This is a genomic window from Klebsiella sp. Q2 (assembly GCF_009900705.1).
GTDB lineage: Bacteria > Pseudomonadota > Gammaproteobacteria > Enterobacterales > Enterobacteriaceae > Klebsiella > Klebsiella quasipneumoniae.
On the sequence record NZ_JAAABE010000001.1, the window covers coordinates 714,790 to 732,697 of the forward strand.

14 protein-coding genes are annotated in these 17,908 nt (G+C 58.3%); 3 read left to right on the top strand and 11 right to left on the bottom strand.

All coding sequences use genetic code 11. The features are described from left to right. The first annotated feature begins 447 nt into the window (after positions 1–447). Both ompK35 and GT756_RS03660 read left to right on the top strand, forming a co-directional pair. Positions 448–1,530 (top strand): porin OmpK35, encoded by a 1,083-nt coding sequence (gene ompK35 / locus GT756_RS03655; RefSeq protein WP_004201406.1) that lies wholly within the window; start codon positions 448–450, stop codon positions 1,528–1,530. 187 nt (positions 1,531–1,717) lie between these two features. Beyond that, positions 1,718–2,908, top strand: coding sequence for an amino acid aminotransferase (locus GT756_RS03660; RefSeq protein ID WP_017899450.1), 1,191 nt, complete (start codon positions 1,718–1,720; stop codon positions 2,906–2,908). Between the two features lie 65 nt (positions 2,909–2,973). Here GT756_RS03660 and GT756_RS03665 read toward each other — a convergent pair whose 3' ends face one another. The 7 genes from GT756_RS03665 to cmoM form a co-directional block, all read right to left on the bottom strand. Then, positions 2,974–3,621 (bottom strand): MBL fold metallo-hydrolase, encoded by a 648-nt coding sequence (locus GT756_RS03665; RefSeq protein WP_043521089.1) that lies wholly within the window; start codon positions 3,619–3,621, stop codon positions 2,974–2,976. A gap of 13 nt (positions 3,622–3,634) precedes the next feature. Next, positions 3,635–4,186: a YcbK family protein gene (locus GT756_RS03670; RefSeq protein WP_004201403.1), complete on the bottom strand. Its 552-nt coding sequence runs from the start codon at positions 4,184–4,186 to the stop codon at positions 3,635–3,637. 303 nt (positions 4,187–4,489) lie between these two features. Continuing rightward, positions 4,490–6,280 (bottom strand): L,D-transpeptidase, encoded by a 1,791-nt coding sequence (gene ldtD / locus GT756_RS03675; RefSeq protein ID WP_004201402.1) that lies wholly within the window; start codon positions 6,278–6,280, stop codon positions 4,490–4,492. Positions 6,281–6,480: 200 nt separating this feature from the next. After that, positions 6,481–10,929 (bottom strand): chromosome partition protein MukB, encoded by a 4,449-nt coding sequence (mukB, locus tag GT756_RS03680; protein WP_160124556.1) that lies wholly within the window; start codon positions 10,927–10,929, stop codon positions 6,481–6,483. Continuing rightward, positions 10,929–11,633 (bottom strand): chromosome partition protein MukE, encoded by a 705-nt coding sequence (gene mukE / locus GT756_RS03685; protein WP_004150840.1) that lies wholly within the window; start codon positions 11,631–11,633, stop codon positions 10,929–10,931. The genes mukB and mukE overlap by 1 nt, the downstream gene beginning before the upstream one ends. Then, positions 11,614–12,936 carry a chromosome partition protein MukF gene (mukF, locus tag GT756_RS03690; RefSeq protein ID WP_002898189.1) on the bottom strand — a complete coding sequence of 441 codons (1,323 nt, stop codon included), beginning with the start codon at positions 12,934–12,936 and terminating at the stop codon, positions 11,614–11,616. The genes mukE and mukF overlap by 20 nt, the downstream gene beginning before the upstream one ends. Continuing rightward, positions 12,933–13,733 carry a tRNA uridine 5-oxyacetic acid(34) methyltransferase CmoM gene (gene cmoM, locus GT756_RS03695; protein WP_017899447.1) on the bottom strand — a complete coding sequence of 267 codons (801 nt, stop codon included), beginning with the start codon at positions 13,731–13,733 and terminating at the stop codon, positions 12,933–12,935. Before cmoM ends, mukF begins: the two co-directional genes overlap by 4 nt. 121 nt (positions 13,734–13,854) lie before the next feature. Between cmoM and elyC the strand changes: the two genes are divergently transcribed. After that, positions 13,855–14,634, top strand: coding sequence for an envelope biogenesis factor ElyC (gene elyC, locus GT756_RS03700; RefSeq protein ID WP_160124557.1), 780 nt, complete (start codon positions 13,855–13,857; stop codon positions 14,632–14,634). Here elyC and GT756_RS03705 read toward each other — a convergent pair. The 4 genes from GT756_RS03705 to GT756_RS03720 all read right to left on the bottom strand — a co-directional run bounded on the left by GT756_RS03705 (position 14,611) and on the right by GT756_RS03720 (position 17,860). After that, positions 14,611–15,504: a YcbJ family phosphotransferase gene (locus tag GT756_RS03705; protein WP_004201393.1), complete on the bottom strand. Its 894-nt coding sequence runs from the start codon at positions 15,502–15,504 to the stop codon at positions 14,611–14,613. The two genes, elyC and GT756_RS03705, sit on opposite strands and share 24 nt — an antisense overlap. Before the next feature lie 137 nt (positions 15,505–15,641). Continuing rightward, the gene (kdsB, locus tag GT756_RS03710; RefSeq protein WP_004201392.1) at positions 15,642–16,388 is read right to left on the bottom strand and encodes a 3-deoxy-manno-octulosonate cytidylyltransferase; all 747 of its coding nucleotides are present in this window, start codon (positions 16,386–16,388) and stop codon (positions 15,642–15,644) included. Further along, positions 16,385–16,567 carry a protein YcaR gene (gene ycaR, locus GT756_RS03715; RefSeq protein WP_004201390.1) on the bottom strand — a complete coding sequence of 61 codons (183 nt, stop codon included), beginning with the start codon at positions 16,565–16,567 and terminating at the stop codon, positions 16,385–16,387. The genes kdsB and ycaR overlap by 4 nt, the downstream gene beginning before the upstream one ends. Positions 16,568–16,630: 63 nt before the next feature. Continuing rightward, positions 16,631–17,860, bottom strand: a complete 1,230-nt coding sequence (locus GT756_RS03720) for a winged helix-turn-helix domain-containing protein (RefSeq protein ID WP_114508003.1) — start codon at positions 17,858–17,860, stop codon at positions 16,631–16,633. Positions 17,861–17,908: the final 48 nt, after the last annotated feature.

Below are 17,908 nucleotides of genomic sequence, written 5' to 3' on the forward strand. Positions count from 1 at the left end.
AGATCGCACTTTTTGTTCATAACAGAGCAAAACCCCTGATTAATTTGCTCATTTTTTAACCATACGCCGCACATCTTGCCAAGACAAAGGCTGAATAAAAAGAAGGCGAATTCAACACATAAAATGAGCAAATTTACCTTTATCCAAATTAATCATAAATATTTCATATAGATAGATATGGAAGGGCGATTTACCTCACCATGTGGAACGGAATTTTGATTAAGTTCACAAAGTTCCCAAAAATACATATTTAGTTACATGTTTTTTCGTTTTGTTACTCATATGAGATATTAGTAGCATTTTCCGGCTAGCGAAACGTTGTCGCGGATGGAAAGATGCCTTCAGACACCAAACTCTCATCAATGGTTCTGTAAGTTTTTATTGACAGAACTTATTGACGGCAGTGGCACGTGTTCATATAAAAAATATTAATGAGGGTAATAAATAATGATGAAGCGCAATATTCTGGCAGTGGTGATCCCTGCCCTGCTGGTAGCCGGTGCAGCTAACGCTGCAGAAATCTATAACAAAAACGGCAACAAACTGGACTTCTATGGAAAAATGGTCGGCGAGCACGTCTGGACCACCAATGGCGACACCAGCAGCGACGATACCACCTACGCCCGTATCGGCCTGAAAGGCGAAACTCAGATCAACGATCAGCTGACCGGCTACGGTCAGTGGGAATACAACATGGACGCCTCCAATGTTGAAGGTTCCCAGCCGACCAAAACCCGTCTGGCGTTCGCAGGTCTGAAAGCGGGCGAGTATGGTTCATTCGACTACGGCCGTAACTACGGCGCAATCTACGACGTCGAAGCAGCAACCGATATGCTGGTTGAATGGGGCGGCGACGGCTGGAACTACACCGACAACTACATGACCGGCCGTACCAACGGCGTGGCAACCTACCGTAACTCTGACTTCTTCGGTCTGGTTGACGGCCTGAGCTTCGCGCTGCAGTACCAGGGTAAAAACGACCACGACCGTTCGATTCACAAGCAGAATGGCGACGGCTTCAGCACCGCGGCGACCTACGCGTTCGACAACGGTATTGCGCTGTCTGCTGGCTACTCCGGTTCCAACCGTAGCGTAGATCAGAAAGCTGACGGCAATGGCGACAAAGCCGAAGCCTGGGCAACCTCTGCAAAATATGACGCCAACAACGTTTACGCGGCCGTCATGTACTCCCAGACTTACAACATGACCCCGGAAAACCAGGGTAACTACTTCGCGGGCAAAACCCAGAACTTCGAAGCCGTTGTACAGTATCAGTTCGACTTCGGCCTGCGTCCGTCCATCGGCTACGTACAGACCAAAGGCAAAGACCTGCAGGCGCGCGGCGGCTTCTCCGGCGGCGATGCGGATCTGGTTAAATACGTCGAAGTGGGTACCTGGTACTACTTCAACAAGAACATGAACGTCTATGCGGCGTACAAGTTCAACCAACTGGACGACAACGCTTATACGCGTGAAGCTGGCGTAGCGACCGACGACCAGGCGGCCGTGGGTATCGTTTACCAGTTCTAATTTGCAGTACACCCCTTCGTGATATGCCTTCAGAGCAGGACTTCGGTCCTGCTTTTCTCTATTCGTGAGGCAAAGATCGTATCTTTCGAAAACCTTCGCGCTTTTTGTCGCAAACGGTTGGCAATTCGTTGTTCTCCCGTTAACCTGATAGCGGATTTCCCTTCAGTAATCACAATGGAACCTCGTCATGTTTGAGAACATTACCGCCGCCCCAGCCGACCCGATTTTAGGTCTGGCCGATCTGTTTCGTGCCGATGACCGCCCTGAAAAGATTAACCTCGGAATTGGTGTTTACAAGGATGAAACTGGTAAAACCCCCGTTCTGACCAGCGTCAAAAAAGCAGAGCAGTACCTGCTGGAAAATGAAACGACTAAAAACTATCTGGGCATCGATGGTATTCCTGAATTTGGTCGCTGTACCCAGGAGCTGCTGTTCGGTAAAGGCAATGCGATTATCGCCGATAAACGCGCCCGCACCGCGCAGACCCCGGGCGGTACCGGTGCACTGCGCGTCGCCGCAGACTTCCTCGCCAAAAACACCGACGTGAAACGCGTGTGGGTAAGCAACCCGAGCTGGCCAAACCATAAGAGTGTGTTTACCTCCGCCGGGCTGGAAGTGCGTGAATATGCCTACTACGACGCGGCTAACCACGCGCTGGACTTTGATGGTCTGCTTGCCAGCCTGAACGAAGCCCAGGCGGGCGACGTGGTACTGTTCCACGGCTGCTGCCACAACCCGACCGGTATCGATCCCACGCTCGATCAGTGGCAGACGCTGGCGCAGCTGTCGGTCGAGAAAGGCTGGCTGCCGCTGTTCGATTTCGCCTATCAGGGCTTCGCCCGCGGCCTGGAAGAAGATGCTGAAGGGTTGCGCGCCTTTGCTGCTCTGCATAAAGAGCTGCTGGTCGCCAGCTCCTACTCGAAAAACTTTGGCCTGTACAACGAGCGCGTCGGCGCCTGCACTCTGGTCGCCGCCGATCAGGAGACTGTAGACCGCGCATTCAGCCAGATGAAGTCGGTGATCCGCGCTAACTACTCCAACCCGCCTGCGCACGGCGCGTCCGTGGTGGCGACCATTCTGAGCAACGATGCGCTGCGGGCGATCTGGGAGCAGGAGCTGACCGATATGCGCCAGCGCATTCAGCGCATGCGACTGCTGTTCGTCAACACCCTGCAGGAGAAAGGCGCGAGCCGCGACTTCAGCTTTATCAGCAAACAGAACGGTATGTTCTCGTTCAGCGGCCTGACGAAAGAGCAGGTGCTGCGTCTGCGTGAAGAGTTCGCCATTTATGCGGTCGCGTCCGGCCGTATCAACGTGGCCGGCATGACGCCTGACAACATGGCGCCGCTGTGCGAAGCCATCGTCGCCGTGCTGTAAGCAATATTATTCGATATCAAGAAAAAGGCCGCGAATGCGGCCTTTTTATGTTCGCGTCAGGTGGGTTACCAGACCGGCATCTCATCCTGCAGGAACGGGTTGTTGCGGCGTTCCTCACCCAGCGTCGACAGCGGACCATGGCCGGGAATAAAGGTCACGTCATCGCCCAACGGCAACAGCTTATCCTTAATGGCCGCGATCAGCTGCCCATGGTCGCCGCGTGGAAAATCACTGCGCCCCACCCCGCCTTTGAAAATCACATCCCCGGAAATGAGCAGTCGGGAAGCGTCATCAAAGAAGACCACATGACCCGGAGTATGGCCTGGGCAGTGCAGCACCCGCAGCGCCACATTCCCCACATTAACCACGTCGCCTTCATTAAGCCAGCGATCCGGACGCAGCGGCTGGCAATCCTCCAGGCCGAACATCCGGCTTTGCGCCGGTAAGCCTTCCAGCCAGAACTCATCTTCTTTTTCCGGACCAATAACCGGTACGCCATAATGCTGCGCCAGTTCTGCAGCGGCGCCGACGTGATCGAGGTGGCCATGCGTCAGCAGAATCTGCATCAGCGTGACGCCAGCCTCCGTCACCACCGCTTTGATACGTTCAGCATCGCCGCCAGGATCGACCAGCGCCGCCAGCCGGGTTTGTTCGCACCAGATAAGAGAACAGTTCTGCGCGAACGCGGTAACCGGAATAATACGATAGTTCATGACGCTCCTTTCGTTACCAGTGCCTTACGGGACCGGTATCAATATGCACAAAGTTACTACGTGGGTAATATCCTACACCACCTGCGCGCATAGATAACGCCGCTTTGCGAATATTGCTTAACGAAATACCTTCAATATGGAAATCCATTGCCTGCCCCTTGGTGTGATAGCTGTGTTTTGCTACACCACGGCTTCGTGCGCGAAGCTCATCATTGGTATCGAGGGAACGATAGCCAGAGATAAGCTGGACAGGTTTGTTGGTGCCAAGTAGTCCCTGCAACCGATAAAGATGATCGAACAGATTTGGATCGATGGACTTAATTTTATTCGCGCGGTAATCACGGAAAAAATGGTTAAGTCTTGCTAATTCATCCTGAATATAGCCTCTGCCATCGAAAAACTCCGCCTTGAGTGATTCACCAGTATGCAGGTTATTCAGCGTCAAAATACGCGGACGGGGGGTCGAGAGGGTGGCAAATGCCGGCGCAGGGAGAATGGCGGCAGCACCCAGCGCAGCACCACCCAACGCCAGCAATCTGCGGCGATTAGCGTCAAATTTGTCCATGATAATCAGGTCTACAGTCAATGAATCGTTATATACTTTTTCCGCCTTGCGCGATGCTGAACCTCAGCACGCCATCGCTCGCCACAGCCGTGATGCAGCCCGGCAAAAGAGAACGTTCGCGCTGACCGCGCCACGCATTGAGCGGAATGATATGTATATGCACTTCTGGCGCACGAAAGGCACCTTACCGGGCATTATTGCCAACGTCAAGGCAGCCTCACCCCAGGAAAATCGGGCGCTGCAGAGGAGCAGCGCCCTTTTTTACCCAGTGCTAGGACAACAAAATCCATTGAACTACTTCATTTACCTGATTAATTGTTCAGCTTTCGTCAGAATTTGTGCGCTGGATCGCGCGGTGATATCGTAATTGTAAATATCTGTTCGATATTGTGTACGTCCATCAGCGTCCACAAACGCCGTTAAGTAATATAAATTCACCGGTATATTTTGCCGAATATTGACATAGCGCGTGTCCCCTTGCTTCAGGGCATCAGAAATACGCGAGTCATTCCAGCCCGCATCCTGCAGCAGCATATTGGCCAGCTCCGAAGCCTTATTCACCCTCACACAGCCGGAACTGAGCGCACGAACATCCTTCTGGAACAGATTATGGTTCGGCGTATCGTGCAGGTAGATGGCATCGGAGCTCGGCATATTGAACTTGTAGCGTCCGAGCGAGTTACGCGCCCCGGGCGCCTGCTGGAAGCGGAACGGTAAGTTGTTCTCGGTGATGGTCGACCAGTCAACCCGATAAGGATCGATGGTCTCTTTACTGTTCCAGCCGCGCATCACGGTGTAGCCATGCTGCTCCAGATAGCCTGGATTGTTACGCACCTTCGGCAGGATATCTTTGCGCGCCAGGGTTGGCGGCACGTTCCACGGCGGATTGACCACCACGTTATTCAGCGCGCTGCTCATCATTGGCGTTTTGCGGTCCGGACGCCCCACAATCACCCGCGAGGCCAGCACCTGGCTGCCGTCCTGGTAATAGACCAGCGAGAACGCCGGAATATTGACCATAATGCCGGTGGATAGTTTGCCCGGCAGTAAGCGTAAACGCTGAATATTCAGGGCCAGCACCCCTGCGCGCTGCGCGGAAGAGACGTTGAGCCAGTCGCGAGTCGACTGGCCGATGACGCCATCCGCCCCCAGCCCCTGCATCGCCTGGAAGCGCTTAACCCCCTCCACCAGCTGGCGATCGTACACGCCGCGCGCCGCGGGTTTGCTCTTTTTCTTCGCCGACGGGCTCACCACATCGCCAGGCAGAACGATATTGGCGGTATTGTCCAGCATCCCGGTACGCTGGAGGATCTCGCGCAGGGCACCGATATCATTGCTCCATTCGCCGGGGCGCAGCGAGCCGCTGCCGGTCATCTGCGGCCACGGGCGAGAATCAGCCACCAGCGCCAGCAGCGACTGATGCATGGCTTCATACTGCGGATGATGCGGCGCCAGGCCGGCGATAAACGCCGGCAGGGAGCCATTGTCCAGCGCCAGCTGCCACTGGTTAATCACCGACAGCGGCGGGGTCGCCATCTTGTACGGCGTTGAACTGTACAACCAGCGGGTCCCCTGGGTGGGGATGCCGCTGATAAAGTGCAGATAGCCCATCATGGCGTCCGACAGCACCACATCGCGCGCCATACCGCTGACGGCGGGATCGGTCAGCAGACTGACCCAGGTGGTAAACTGCGGCTGAAAACCGGCGATGGCGATCTCCGCCAGCTGCTGCTGGAACGCCTGCACCGCCTCGCGGTTTTCCCACATCGGTTTCATATCCCTGGCGGCGTACAGCGACACCAGCGGATTCATAAAGACGGGTTTATACCCTGCCGGCAACAGCGCCTCGATCTGGGCGCGACTGTTTGCCGCCGTCGCCATCGACAGCGGCTGCTCACCGGCCAGCTTCGCGACCGCCGGCGATTGCCCATCGCTTTGCGCCAGCGCGACAGAGACCTCAGCGGGCGTCGCGGAACTGTCGCCGGGTACGACTTCAGGCTCTTCGGCCTGGACATTGAACAGCGGAGCAAATGCCAGTGCCAGGCTCAGGCTGAGCGCTGACAATGGACGACCATACCGTTTCTTTAGCAACATCCCTTGCCCCCTGTTGTCACACATTGCAGCCCACAAAATTGGGGCTCTTTTTCAGTATATAAAGACGAAAAGGCTTTTGCCTTACCTAATGTAAAGAAGTTTAAAGATTATACCACCCTGGCATACCGGGCTGGATAGAAAAAAAGGGCAACTTAACGTTGCCCTCTTCACCGCTTAGCCGCCAGAATGTTGCCGCAGCCTCAGGAGGCGTCGGCCGTTCCCGGCAGCGCTTCCGGCAGCGGCGCGGCAAACCCGCGCAGCCCCACCACGTGGACGTGTTCGTGATTATTGAACACTTTACGCACCAGTTTATAGGTGGTGCCTTTCTCCGGACTGATGTTCTCCGGCGCCGCGATAATCAGCTGCATCTCCAGACGTTCGCACAGCTCGAACAGCGTGGCGATGGAGCGGGCATCGAGACGCGCCGCTTCATCGAGGAACAGCAGACGGCAAGGCGAGATATCCTTGCCGCGCAGCCGGCGGGATTCATCTTCCCAGCTCTGGACGACCATCACCAGAATCGACATCCCGGTACCGATCGCTTCCCCGGTGGACAGCGCGCCGGACTCCGCGCGTAGCCAGCCGTCGGAGCCGCGGTTAACTTCCACTTCCATCTCCAGATAGTTGCGGTAGTCGAGCAGCTCTTCACCGATGGTTTGCGGCGTGCGCTGCCCCATGTCGATCTGCGGATTCAGGCGCTGATAGAGCTTAGCCAGCGCTTCCGAGAAGGTCAGGCGGTTGCTGTTGAAGAGATCCTGATGCTGTTCATGCTGCTCGGAGAGCACATCGAGCAGCATCGAATGGGTCTCACGCACATTGACGTTCAGACGCACGCTGTTGACCTGGCCGAAGGAGACGCTCTGCAATCCCTGATTGAGCATCCGGATACGATTCTGCTCGCGCTGAATGGTTTTGCGAATAATGTTGGCCACGCTGCGGGAGCTGATGGCCAGCTTCTGTTCGCGGTTTGTTAGCTCTTCGGTCAGGCGGCTGAGCTCAATCTCCATCTGCTCGATCGCTTCCACCGGATCATCGGTGCGGATAATATCCTGGCGGATACGCTCGCGCAGATGCTGGTAGACGGCAACGAAGAACTGAATTTTGCGCTCCGGACGCTTCGGATCTTCCGAGATACGCAGCACGTCGCGCAGATGTTCGTTATCAGCGACCGCCAGACGCAGCGCACCGAGCGCCTTATCCGACATGGAGCGCAGCTCGTCGGCGGAAAGATAGGCCAGCTCGCGACGGTGCAGACGACGCTCGACGCCGTTGTCTTTCACCAGGCGCATCACCGCGCACCAGCCCGCCTTGGCGGTCACCACCTGCTCGCGCATTTCGCAATAATCGCGCTCTAACTTGCGCAGTTTGCGGGTCAGGTTGTCCATTTCCGCTTCGCAGAAGGTCAACGCTTTCTCCAGCTGATTGCGACGGGAGCGGTTATTGCTCAGTTGCATGTGCAGCTCATCGCGACGCGCACGGGCCCGCTCTTCCGCGCCGGCATCGGCGCGTACGCCAATGTCCTGCAGCTCTTTATACAGATCGTTAAGCAGCTCTTTCTTGGTGTCATACGAGCTCTTCAGCGAGGCCAGCACCTGATTGTACTGGCTAAGCTGCGCCGCATGGGCACGCATCGCGTCGCGCGCGCGGCTGCGTTCGGTTTCCGCCTGCTCCAGACGCTGGCGCAGCTTCTCGTTGAGATCGCTGTTGCCGCTGAGCATTTCCGCCGAATCGGAGTAGCTGAAGTGGGCCCGGCGCTGGACGACTTCCGCCAGGGCAAAAGCCTGCTGGCGCGCATCGCGCTGGGTCTGCTGCGCATAGGCGTAATCTTCTTTCAGCTGCTCAAACTGCTCCGGATCGCTCTGCAGCACCGAAACAATAGGCTCCAGCTTCGCCAACTGATTGCCGTGCTGCTGAATAAAGCGCGCGGCCTCCTGCGCTTCATCCAGACGTTCCTGGATCTCGTCCACGCGGTCGGCCAGCGTATCATCCGCCAGCAGATTCAGGCGCGGCAGCAGGCGGTTAAGCGCCGACACGCCCTCTTTCGCCTGCTCATACTGCACGCGGTTCTGTTGGTTATCGCTTTCATGGGCGCTCAGCGCGCGCTCCAGCTCGCCGCGGCGGCTGTTGAGTTTGCGGATCTCTTCTTCCGGATCGTCCTCGAAAGCCACCGCCAGATGGCTGCCGATAAAGCGGCTGAAGGCCTGGTGCAGGCGCTGGGTTTTCTGCACGTCAAACGACAGGGTCGCAAAACGCTCGGACAGCGATTCACGCTCGGCATGCAGGGTTTCAATGCGGTTTTCACGCGCGGCGCGGCCAAACAGCGGCAGCGACGGAAAGCGCGAATAACGCCACTGGCGATCGGCAATCTTCACCACCACCGCTTTTTCCAGCTCGTCGACGCTGAATACGCTGTCATCGAAGGACTGCGGATCGCCTTCGATCAGATAGAGATCTTCCGGGCAATCTTCCAGTCCCTCAAGCTGCTCGGCTACCCGCGACAGATCCGGTACCACGATCGCATGGCGCGACGGACCGTACAGCGCGGAGAAGTACGGCGCATCGTCCAGGCTAACATCATCGTAGATCTCGGACAGCAGAACGCCGCCGAACCGTTCCGCCAGGGCGTTGAGGCGCGGATCTTCCGAACCGCCCGGCTGGCTAAGACGCTCGATTTCTTCGTCGATGGCGCGCTTGCGGGCGCCGACCTCGTCACGTTCAACGATAGCCTCTCGTTCACGCTCCAGCAGCTGCTGCAGGTATTCGGTGACCTCCTGGCCGGACGCAAACTGCTCGCCGCTTTGCTCGCACAGCTGGTTAAGGCTGTTCTGCGCCGCCAGCCAGACCGGCGCCCGACGCATCAGCGTCTGGGTACGCGACTGCAGTTGCTCCAGCTCCTGACGCAGCGCCATGCGCTGCTCCTGAGCATTGGAGACGCTGTCGGCCAGCGACGCGATTCGCGCTTCCAGCTCCTGATGCAGCGTTTCCAGATCGTCGATATCGTAGCGTTTACCCTGGCGTTTGCAGAACTCGGCCAGCTGACGCTCAGCGTCCTGCTGCTCGCGCAGGCGCTGTTCAAGCTCGTTGAGGCGGCTGCGCAGCCCCTGCGCCTGCTCGGCCTGGTGGCGCTGGTTCACGCCGTCGCGCAGCAATTCGCGCGCTACGTCCCAGGCTTCATTGCGCGCCAGCGGGCCGTTAATCGCCGCCACCAACTGGTAAGCCTGTTCAAACTGGCTGTGCGCGGTTTGCGCCACGCTCATTTTCTGTTCCAGCGACAGCATTTTCTCCGTCGCTTCCTGCTCTTTCGCCTGGAAGGTTTCCAGCCACTCGTCGGCGCTCTCCGGGGTCAGATCCGGCAGATGGCACAGCGCCTTCGCGCGCTCCAGCGCCTGCAGCGCCTGGTTATACTGAATGGCGCGGGTCTGCTGCACATCGAGCGCCTGCTGATAGTCGGCGAGTTGGCTTTTCAGCTCATCCACTTCCAGCTCGGCGGCCTCAGCGCGGGCTTCGTTCTCTTCCTGACGATCGACGGCTTCCGCCACCACTTCATTCTGCTCTTCCAGACGGATCTGCAGCTCGTCGAGATCCGCTTCGTAGCGCTCGATTTTTTCCTGCTGACGCAGCGCAGTCTGCACCAGGTTCAGGTGATCGCTGGCGGCCTGGTAATCGGCTTCCAGATCGCCCTCCGCGCCGTTATGCTCCTGCAGTTCGCGCGCCATGTCGACGTGCTTATACTGCTCAGCCGCCAGCTGCGAACGCGAGGTGAAGAGATCGCGGCGATACTCCAGCGCCTTATCCAGGTGAATGCGCCTCTCGTTGGCGTGACGCATATAGTCCGCCGCCACGTAGTTGGTGGCTTCGCTGATCAGGTGTTTAAACAGATCGCGGTCGGACTGGGTAACGCGAATGGCTTCCAGCGTCATGCGGTTTTCCCGCAGCGCTGCTTCCATATCCTGGAACGCTTTACGCACGCCGCTGTTTTCCGGCAGCAGGTAGTCGCGCAGCGAGCGGGTAATGGTGCTGGAGATCCCGCCGTACAGCGAGGCCTCAATCAGGCGGTAGTACTTGCTACGATCGGAGGCGGAACGCAGGCGACGCGCCACCACGCCCAGATCGAACATTAGCGAGTGATATTCGGTGATCGAGTTGAACTGTTTAAACTGGACCCCTTCCATCGCCTCGAGCTTTTCTTTCAGCTCATTGAGACTGACTACGCGCGCCTGGCGATCGTTCAGCGTTTCGGTTAACAGCTGGGTCGGCAGGATAGAGGTGGGCAGCCCCTGAATGGCGAAAGGCTTGATATCGACTTTGCGATCGCGCCCGGCAACCTGCTGCAGGCGCACGCCGACTACCACGCGCTGATGGCGGGAGTTGATAACGTCGAGCACTGAGTAACAGACGCCGGCGCGCAGCTTACCGTGCAGGCCTTTATCGCGTGAGCCGCTGGTGGCCCCCGCTTCGGTGGTGTTACGGAAGTGCAGCAGGGTTAAATCGGGGATCAGCGCCGTGACGAAGGCCGCCATGGTCGTCGACTTACCGGCGCCGTTCCCCCCGGAGAGGGTGGTGACCAGTTCATCAAGATCAAAGGTCCGGGCAAAGAAGCCGTTCCAGTTAACCAGCGTCAGCGAGCGAAACTTACCGCGTTCAATCATTACTCTTCCTCCCCGCTATCCGGCTGGTTCTCTTCATTCTCATCATTGAGCTGCAGGTGATTTTCCAGGGCCATCGCTTCCCCGTCGCGGATCAGGCGGCGCTGCGCCTCGCGCGGGTCGTCGCCGGCGCGTACATCGGCGCCAAAGCGGAATACCGATTCGGTAATGCGGAACTTACTGCTGTCGTGGCCCATAAACCACACCATCCCCAGACGGCGCAGGCGGTTTAGCGACGCGCGCATTTTTTCCTGCAGCTTCTGACGGTCCAGATCCGAACCGGTGGAACGGTTGTTGACCAGCTTCAGCAGCCTGGATTCATCCGCCAGGGTCAGCAGCTCGTCATACAGCTCCTGCTGGGTGAAAATTCCTTCGTTTGCCAGGCGCTCCGGGCTGAGATAGAGATAGCAAAGAATTTTGCCCACCATCATATCCAGTTCGGACAGCACCGAGCGTGAAATCAGGGTTGTGGAACGCGGGCGCAGGTAGAAAAACCCCTCCGGCGCGCGGATCAGCTCGACGTTATAGCGAGCGTAAAACTCTTCCAGATAATCCTGGAAGTCCATCAAAAATGCGTGATTATCCAGCTCGTCGAGGCCGATATGTCGGCCCGCGCGCAAGGCGCTGTCCAGCGCCGGAAATAACGGATTGGCTAACGCCTGCGCCAACTTAACCGGCATCACTTGTTCAATATTTGTCAATGACATGCGCCTGTACCTTGGCTCCGTAATCATTAATCGGCTGCCATTTGGCTGGCAGTCCGGTGAAATCTGCCTGGGCGACGCCCAGCTGTACCGCCTGATCCACGACGATCCGCGCCACGTCGAAGTGACGCCCGCGCGGATACTGCGCCAGGAACTCCCGCGCCACCAGGCCGAGATCCAGCGGTATTCCTTTCTCTTTATAGACCGCCAGCTGCGCTTCGATCAGCGCCGCCAGCTGCTCGCGAATTTCGTTAAACTCTTCAAATTCGAGGTCCGCCGGTAGCTCGCCGGTGACCTCTTCATCGCGCAGGGCCATCTCCTCGTCGCGCATATCCAGCAGACGGTCGGCGTTGGCGTAAGTCAGCGCCCACGGCTCATCAAAATAGGTCTGTACCGACTGGCGCAGACGCTGGGCGAAGACGCGGTTCTTATCCATATCGATAGCGGTACGGATAAACTTGTGCACGTGGCGGTCATAGCCGATCCACAGGTCAATCGCCTGTTGGCCCCAGCTGACGATGCGGTCGAGCTTGCTTTGCAGGTCGAACACCAGCCGGTCGACAAAATGGAGATCGTCGCGCGCCATGGTCGAATCCTGAATGCGCAACAGATTCGCCTGCAGCTTATCCCCCGCCGCATCCAGCGTATCCTGCAGTTCACGCAGGGTGCCGGAGGTTTCCGACAGCAACAGTTCACAGCTGGAAATCGCCGCGCGCCAGTCTTTGTTCAACAGCTGCGCGATATCGTCTTTCACCAGCTGCTGCTGCTCATCCATGATGCGCTGCGTCAGGTCGATGCTGTCGAAAATTTCCGCTACCGAATACTTCAGCGGGGCAAAAACGTTGCGATGCCAGTGAAACTCATCGCCGCCCTCTTCCGCGGCATCCGCTGCGCGCTTCAGCTCGCCGGCGACGATCGACAACTGCATCGAGAGACGCAGCGTCGAAAATTCGCGCTGCCGGATATAATAATCGGTGATCCCGATCCCCAACGGCGTCAGACGATAGATTGCATTGCCTTCGGTAATTTCGCTGGTAAAGCGGTTCAGCAGACGCTGGCGCACCAAATCGTTGATGGCGTTATTGGCGCGCTGGCTGATGGTTTCGCTGGTCTGCTCAAACGCATCACTCACGTGGCGGAACGCATCCACCAGTTCTCCCTCGCTCATTTCCCCTTCCAGCCGTTCGCCATTCAGGGTGGCGATCGCCAGCAGGAAAGAGAGTCTGTCGACCGGCAGCGAGATAGAAAAATCATTTTTCCTGGCCCAGGCAACCAGTTCGGGGACTGTCTGGGAAAATTCACTCATACTTTATCCTTGCATCTGCGGCTATGAGCCTGGCTCTTAAGCGCGGTGACATGAATATAACGGCCCAGGCTGAGGTACGGCTCCTGACGACAGTAGCGCGTCTCCAGCTCCAGCAGCGCCGCATAGCTGTCATGCTGTTGGCGTTTTTCACGCAGATAATCATGAAACACTCGCACGCCGGTTTTGCTGACAATCTGCCAGCCAATCTCTTCCAGCCAGTGATAAACCTGCTGCGGCTCACGCGGATAGTCCGGCGACAGCGTGCGTTTTTTCTTTTTTGGCATGCCCAGTTGTACGTAATCGAAATTACCGGCAACCATATTGTGCATCAGCAGGCCGTTAGCATTGTAGAACATCAACGACAAGCCGCCGCCAGGACGCAGCGTCGACCACAGGGTACGCAGCACCGCCTGGGGCTCCGCCACCCACTCCAGCACCGCATGAAACAGTACCAGATCGACCGGGCTTTCCAAGTGCTGCGCAATATCCTGAGCCGCGCATTGTACAAAATGCATGTTGTCGATCACACCTTTATCGACAGCAGCCTGGCGGGCGCGGGCCACCATTTCAGCGGAGAGATCGCACAGCGTCACGTGATGGCCCAGTTGCGCCACTTTAATGGCCGTTTGCCCTTCGCCGCCGCCGGCATCCAGTACCCTCAGCGGCCCCGGCCCCAGCTGCGCCAGCAGCGGCTCCAGATCCTGCCAGAGGATCGCCTGGCGCAGCTGGCCTTTTGTGGTGCCGTAAATATTGCGCGAAAACTTTTCAGCAATGTCATCGAAATTGCGATCCTGCACGGGCGACTCCACAAGCCAACACAAAACCGCTATTTTGTCATACCCACGCCGAGAATGAAGCGATCTGTTATAAGATCCGAACATAACTTTGGTTATATGGTTAAAAAAGGAACCATCTGGCATGCTTTTCACGCTAAAAAAGATCGTCGGCGGTCTGCTGCTACCGCTTCCTGCCCTGCTGTTGCTGATCGGTATCGGGATCGCCCTGTTATGGTTCAGCCGCTTTCAACGTACCGGGAAGTATTGCGTGAGCCTCGGCTGGCTGCTGCTGACGCTGCTGAGCCTGCAGCCCGTGGCAGACAGCCTGCTTAAACCGATAGAAGATCGCTATCCCACCTGGCGCGGCGAGCAGCCGGTGAGCTACGTGGTGGTGCTGGGCGGCGGCTATACCTGGAACCCGGAGTGGGCGCCTAGCTCTAACCTTATCAGCAACAGCCTGCCGCGCCTGACGGAGGGCATTCGCCTGTGGCAGGAGAATCCGGGATCGAAAATGATCTTTACCGGCGCGGCGGCAAAAACCAACCCCGTCAGCACGGCGGAGGCCGGGGCGAGAGTGGCGGAGAGCCTCGGCGTACCGCGCAGCGATATCATCGTGCTCGATAAGCCGAAAGATACGGAAGAGGAAGCGCTGGCGGTGAAGGGCGCTATCGGCGACGCCCCCTTCCTGCTGGTCACCTCGGCGTCGCATCTTCCGCGGGCGATGATCTTCTTTCGCCATGCCGGTCTGGATCCGCTGCCCGCGCCGGCTAATCAGATGGCGGTCACATCACCGCTCAATCCGTGGGAGCGGGTCATTCCTTCACCGGTGTGGCTGATGCACAGCGACCGGGTCGGCTATGAAACGCTTGGTCGCGTCTGGCAATGGCTGAAAGGCAGCTCAGGCGAGCCAGGGCAGGAGTGATTTTGCGGCGAGGTCGAAACGGGCGCGGTCAAAGCGCCCGGTATTGACCAGGCTATCCACCTCATCCCACAGCAGATAAAGCCAGCGCCGCCAGACAAAGGCCTCGGAGACCGGCGCCTGCTGCAGGTAACGCCATAGCAGCTGCTCGGCCTGGCCCCCCTCCGCGAGACGGAACAGTTCGTACTCCCGCGGCGCCCACAGCATCATCCCCGGACCAACCATCGCCAGCAGCTGATCGCTGCGCGGATCTTTCAGCATGCTGCGCAGGGTGAAATTGCCGTGCACCAGTACGGCATTATCATTGAAATCGCGGAACAGCTCCGGCAGACACTCGCGGGAGCGGAACAAAACCCGCTTATCCTGCATGGTCAGACCGGTGTCCTGATACAGGTTCAGGGTGCTCCACAACATCGCCACCCGCTGACGGTACCAGTTCGGCCACAGATTGTCCTGGGTATTATCGACCATCCCCACGCAGCCGCCGCTGTCCTGACGATGCCAGGCCAGCAGCGCCTCGACGATCTGCTCCTGCAGCTGCTCCCAGCGCGCCGGGGTGCGGGTGGGCGCCTCCACCGGGACGCCGCGCAGACGCTCAAGCAGCAGCACGTCCGGCCCGGGATGCTCTTCATGCGTCATCACGCCATAGACCACCGGCATGCGCACCGTACCGCTGCGCGCCAGAGTGGAGATCTTCCAGGCCAGCTGCCGCGCCACGCCGGGGGTGGTGAAACTTCGCGCCAGCAGCGGCATCGGATTTCCCTGCGCGTCATACAGGGACCACAGCGCCGTAGCGGCTTTTTCACTGACACACTCCACCCGGCTCAGCTTTTCGCCAAGCAGGTGACTCAGTTCGGTTCGCAACTGTTCCATTGTCGATTACCCCTATGAACACTACTGATTTCATAATGAGCGCCCGCACCTGGGTTGTCATCGGATAAGATCAAAAATGGGCAAAAAAAGCATAAAACCGGTGGGGATATCCCCTCCTGCAAGGAGGGGACAGAGGACTAACGCAGTTCAGCGCGGACGCGCGCCAGATCTTCAGGGGTATCGACGCCGGTGCCGGGCACTTCGGCCGCCACGGCGACATGGATCTTCTCGCCATACCACAGCACCCGCAGCTGCTCGAGCATTTCTATCTGCTCCAGCGGGCTTGGCGCCCAGCTGACATAGCGGCGAATAAAGCCGGCGCGATAGCCATAGATGCCGATGTGGCGCAGCAGAGAATCACCAATGGCGTCGCGGGAGTGGGCAAAGCGATCGCGATCCCAGGGAATGGTGGCGCGGGAGAAATAGAGCGCATAGCCCTGCGCATCCATCACCACTTTGACCGCATTTGGATTAAACGCCTCTTCCGCATCGTGGATCGGTACCGCCAGCGTCGCCATTCCGCTGGTGCTGGCAGCCAGATTCTCCGCCACCTGGCGGACGATAGCCGGGGGGATCATCGGCTCATCGCCCTGGATATTGACGATGATGGTGTCATCGCTGAACGCGCACTTCTCCACCACCTCCGCCAGCCGTTCGGTGCCGGATTGATGGTCGGCGCGGGTCATGCAGACCTCGCCGCCGGCGGCTTCAACCGCCCGGGCGACCTCTTCGTGATCGGTGGCGACAATAATGCGATCCGCGCCGGATTCGCGGGCGCGCTCCAGCACATGGACAATCATCGGCTTGCCGTTAATGTCCTGCAGTGGTTTTCCCGGCAGGCGCGTGGAGGCGAAACGCGCAGGAATAATGACCACGAAACTCATGAGTGACTCTCTTCTACCGCCAGCGGACGCGCTTCTGTCTCCAGCAGCACAGGGATACCGTCGCGCAGTGGAAACGCCAGACTATCAAGTTTGCAAATAAGTTCTTGCTTATCCTGACTGTAATACAGCTTACCGTTACAGACCGGGCAGGCGATGATTTCAAGTAAACGGTGATCCATGTTTCCTCCTGATGGACCGGATAGATTTCTCAGCAGCATAACACAGGAAGGTCGGCGCCGGGATCAATCGGCATCGATTTCCCATCCTCGCTCCTGGCCGACAAACAGCCCTTCCGGCAGGCGTCGACACAGGATCCGGTCTGCCGATTGCCAGCGTGCGAAGTCGTTGATCGCCCGGCGCAGCCCCTGCTCCAGACCACGGGTGATCTTCACCTCATCCTCCAGCCACAGGGCGAAGATCTCCAGCTCCCGGCTTTTGCGATGCATTTTACTGTCCATTCGCCCGACCAGTTTCCCCTGGTGCAGCAGAGGCAGTACGAAGTAGCCATACTGACGCTTCGGCGCCGGGGTATAGCACTCCAGGCGATAGCTGAAGTTGAACAGTTGCTCAGCGCGTTTCCGATCCCAGACCACCGGGTCGAAGGGCGAGAGCACGGCGCTATGGCTGGCGGTAAGTTTACCGCCGGGCGCGGACTCCAGCTGCGCCAGCGCGTCGCGATGCAGCCACATCTCGCCAAGCGCTTCCACATCGACCGGCACAACCAGGCCCTCATCCTGCCAGGCCGCCAGCAGACCCGGTAGCGCCGGCTGACGTAAACGATAGTAATCCGCCAGCCACTGGGGGCGAAAGATGCCGAGGCTGCGGGCGCTGTTGCGCAGCATGATGGCCTCTGCAGCGTCGCGGGACAGCGCATCGCGCTCGTCGTCCCAGTGCGGCATCACCCGCCGGGTTAAATCATACACGCGGTGAAAGTTTCGCCGCTCCACCACCATCACTTCACCGGCGGTAAACAGCCCTTCCAGGTGGCGCTTATGCGGTTTCCACTCCCACCAGCCGCTGGCGCCTTTGCGCGGGTGGGCAAAATCCGCCGAGCGAACCGGTCCGTTTTGTCCGATATGCGCGACCAGCTCTGCAATACTTCCGGCATGCTCTTCCATCCACGCGCGATGATATTTCCAGCCCATCTTGTCGGGGTTCAACATTCGGTGGCGCACAAGGGCGAAATCGCTGCGCGGCAGAAAACAGGCTTCATGCGCCCAGTATTCCATCAGCTCGCCGCTGCGCAATGACTCATCCAGCCAGTGCTGCGGATAGCTGCCGAGGCGGCTGAACAACACCAGGTAGGGGCTGCGGGCCACCACGTGTATGGTATCGATTTGCAGCAGCGACATCTGCTGGATGGTGGAAAGGATGTCATTCGGGCGAGCGCGACGCCGGGGCTTTTTTAATAACCCCTGCGCCGCGAGATGGAGGTGGCGCGCCTCATTAAGCGATAGTTGCAATACCGACATGCAGGTTCTCCGTCAGGAATTCCAGCACAGCGGCGAGCAAAGCCGGCG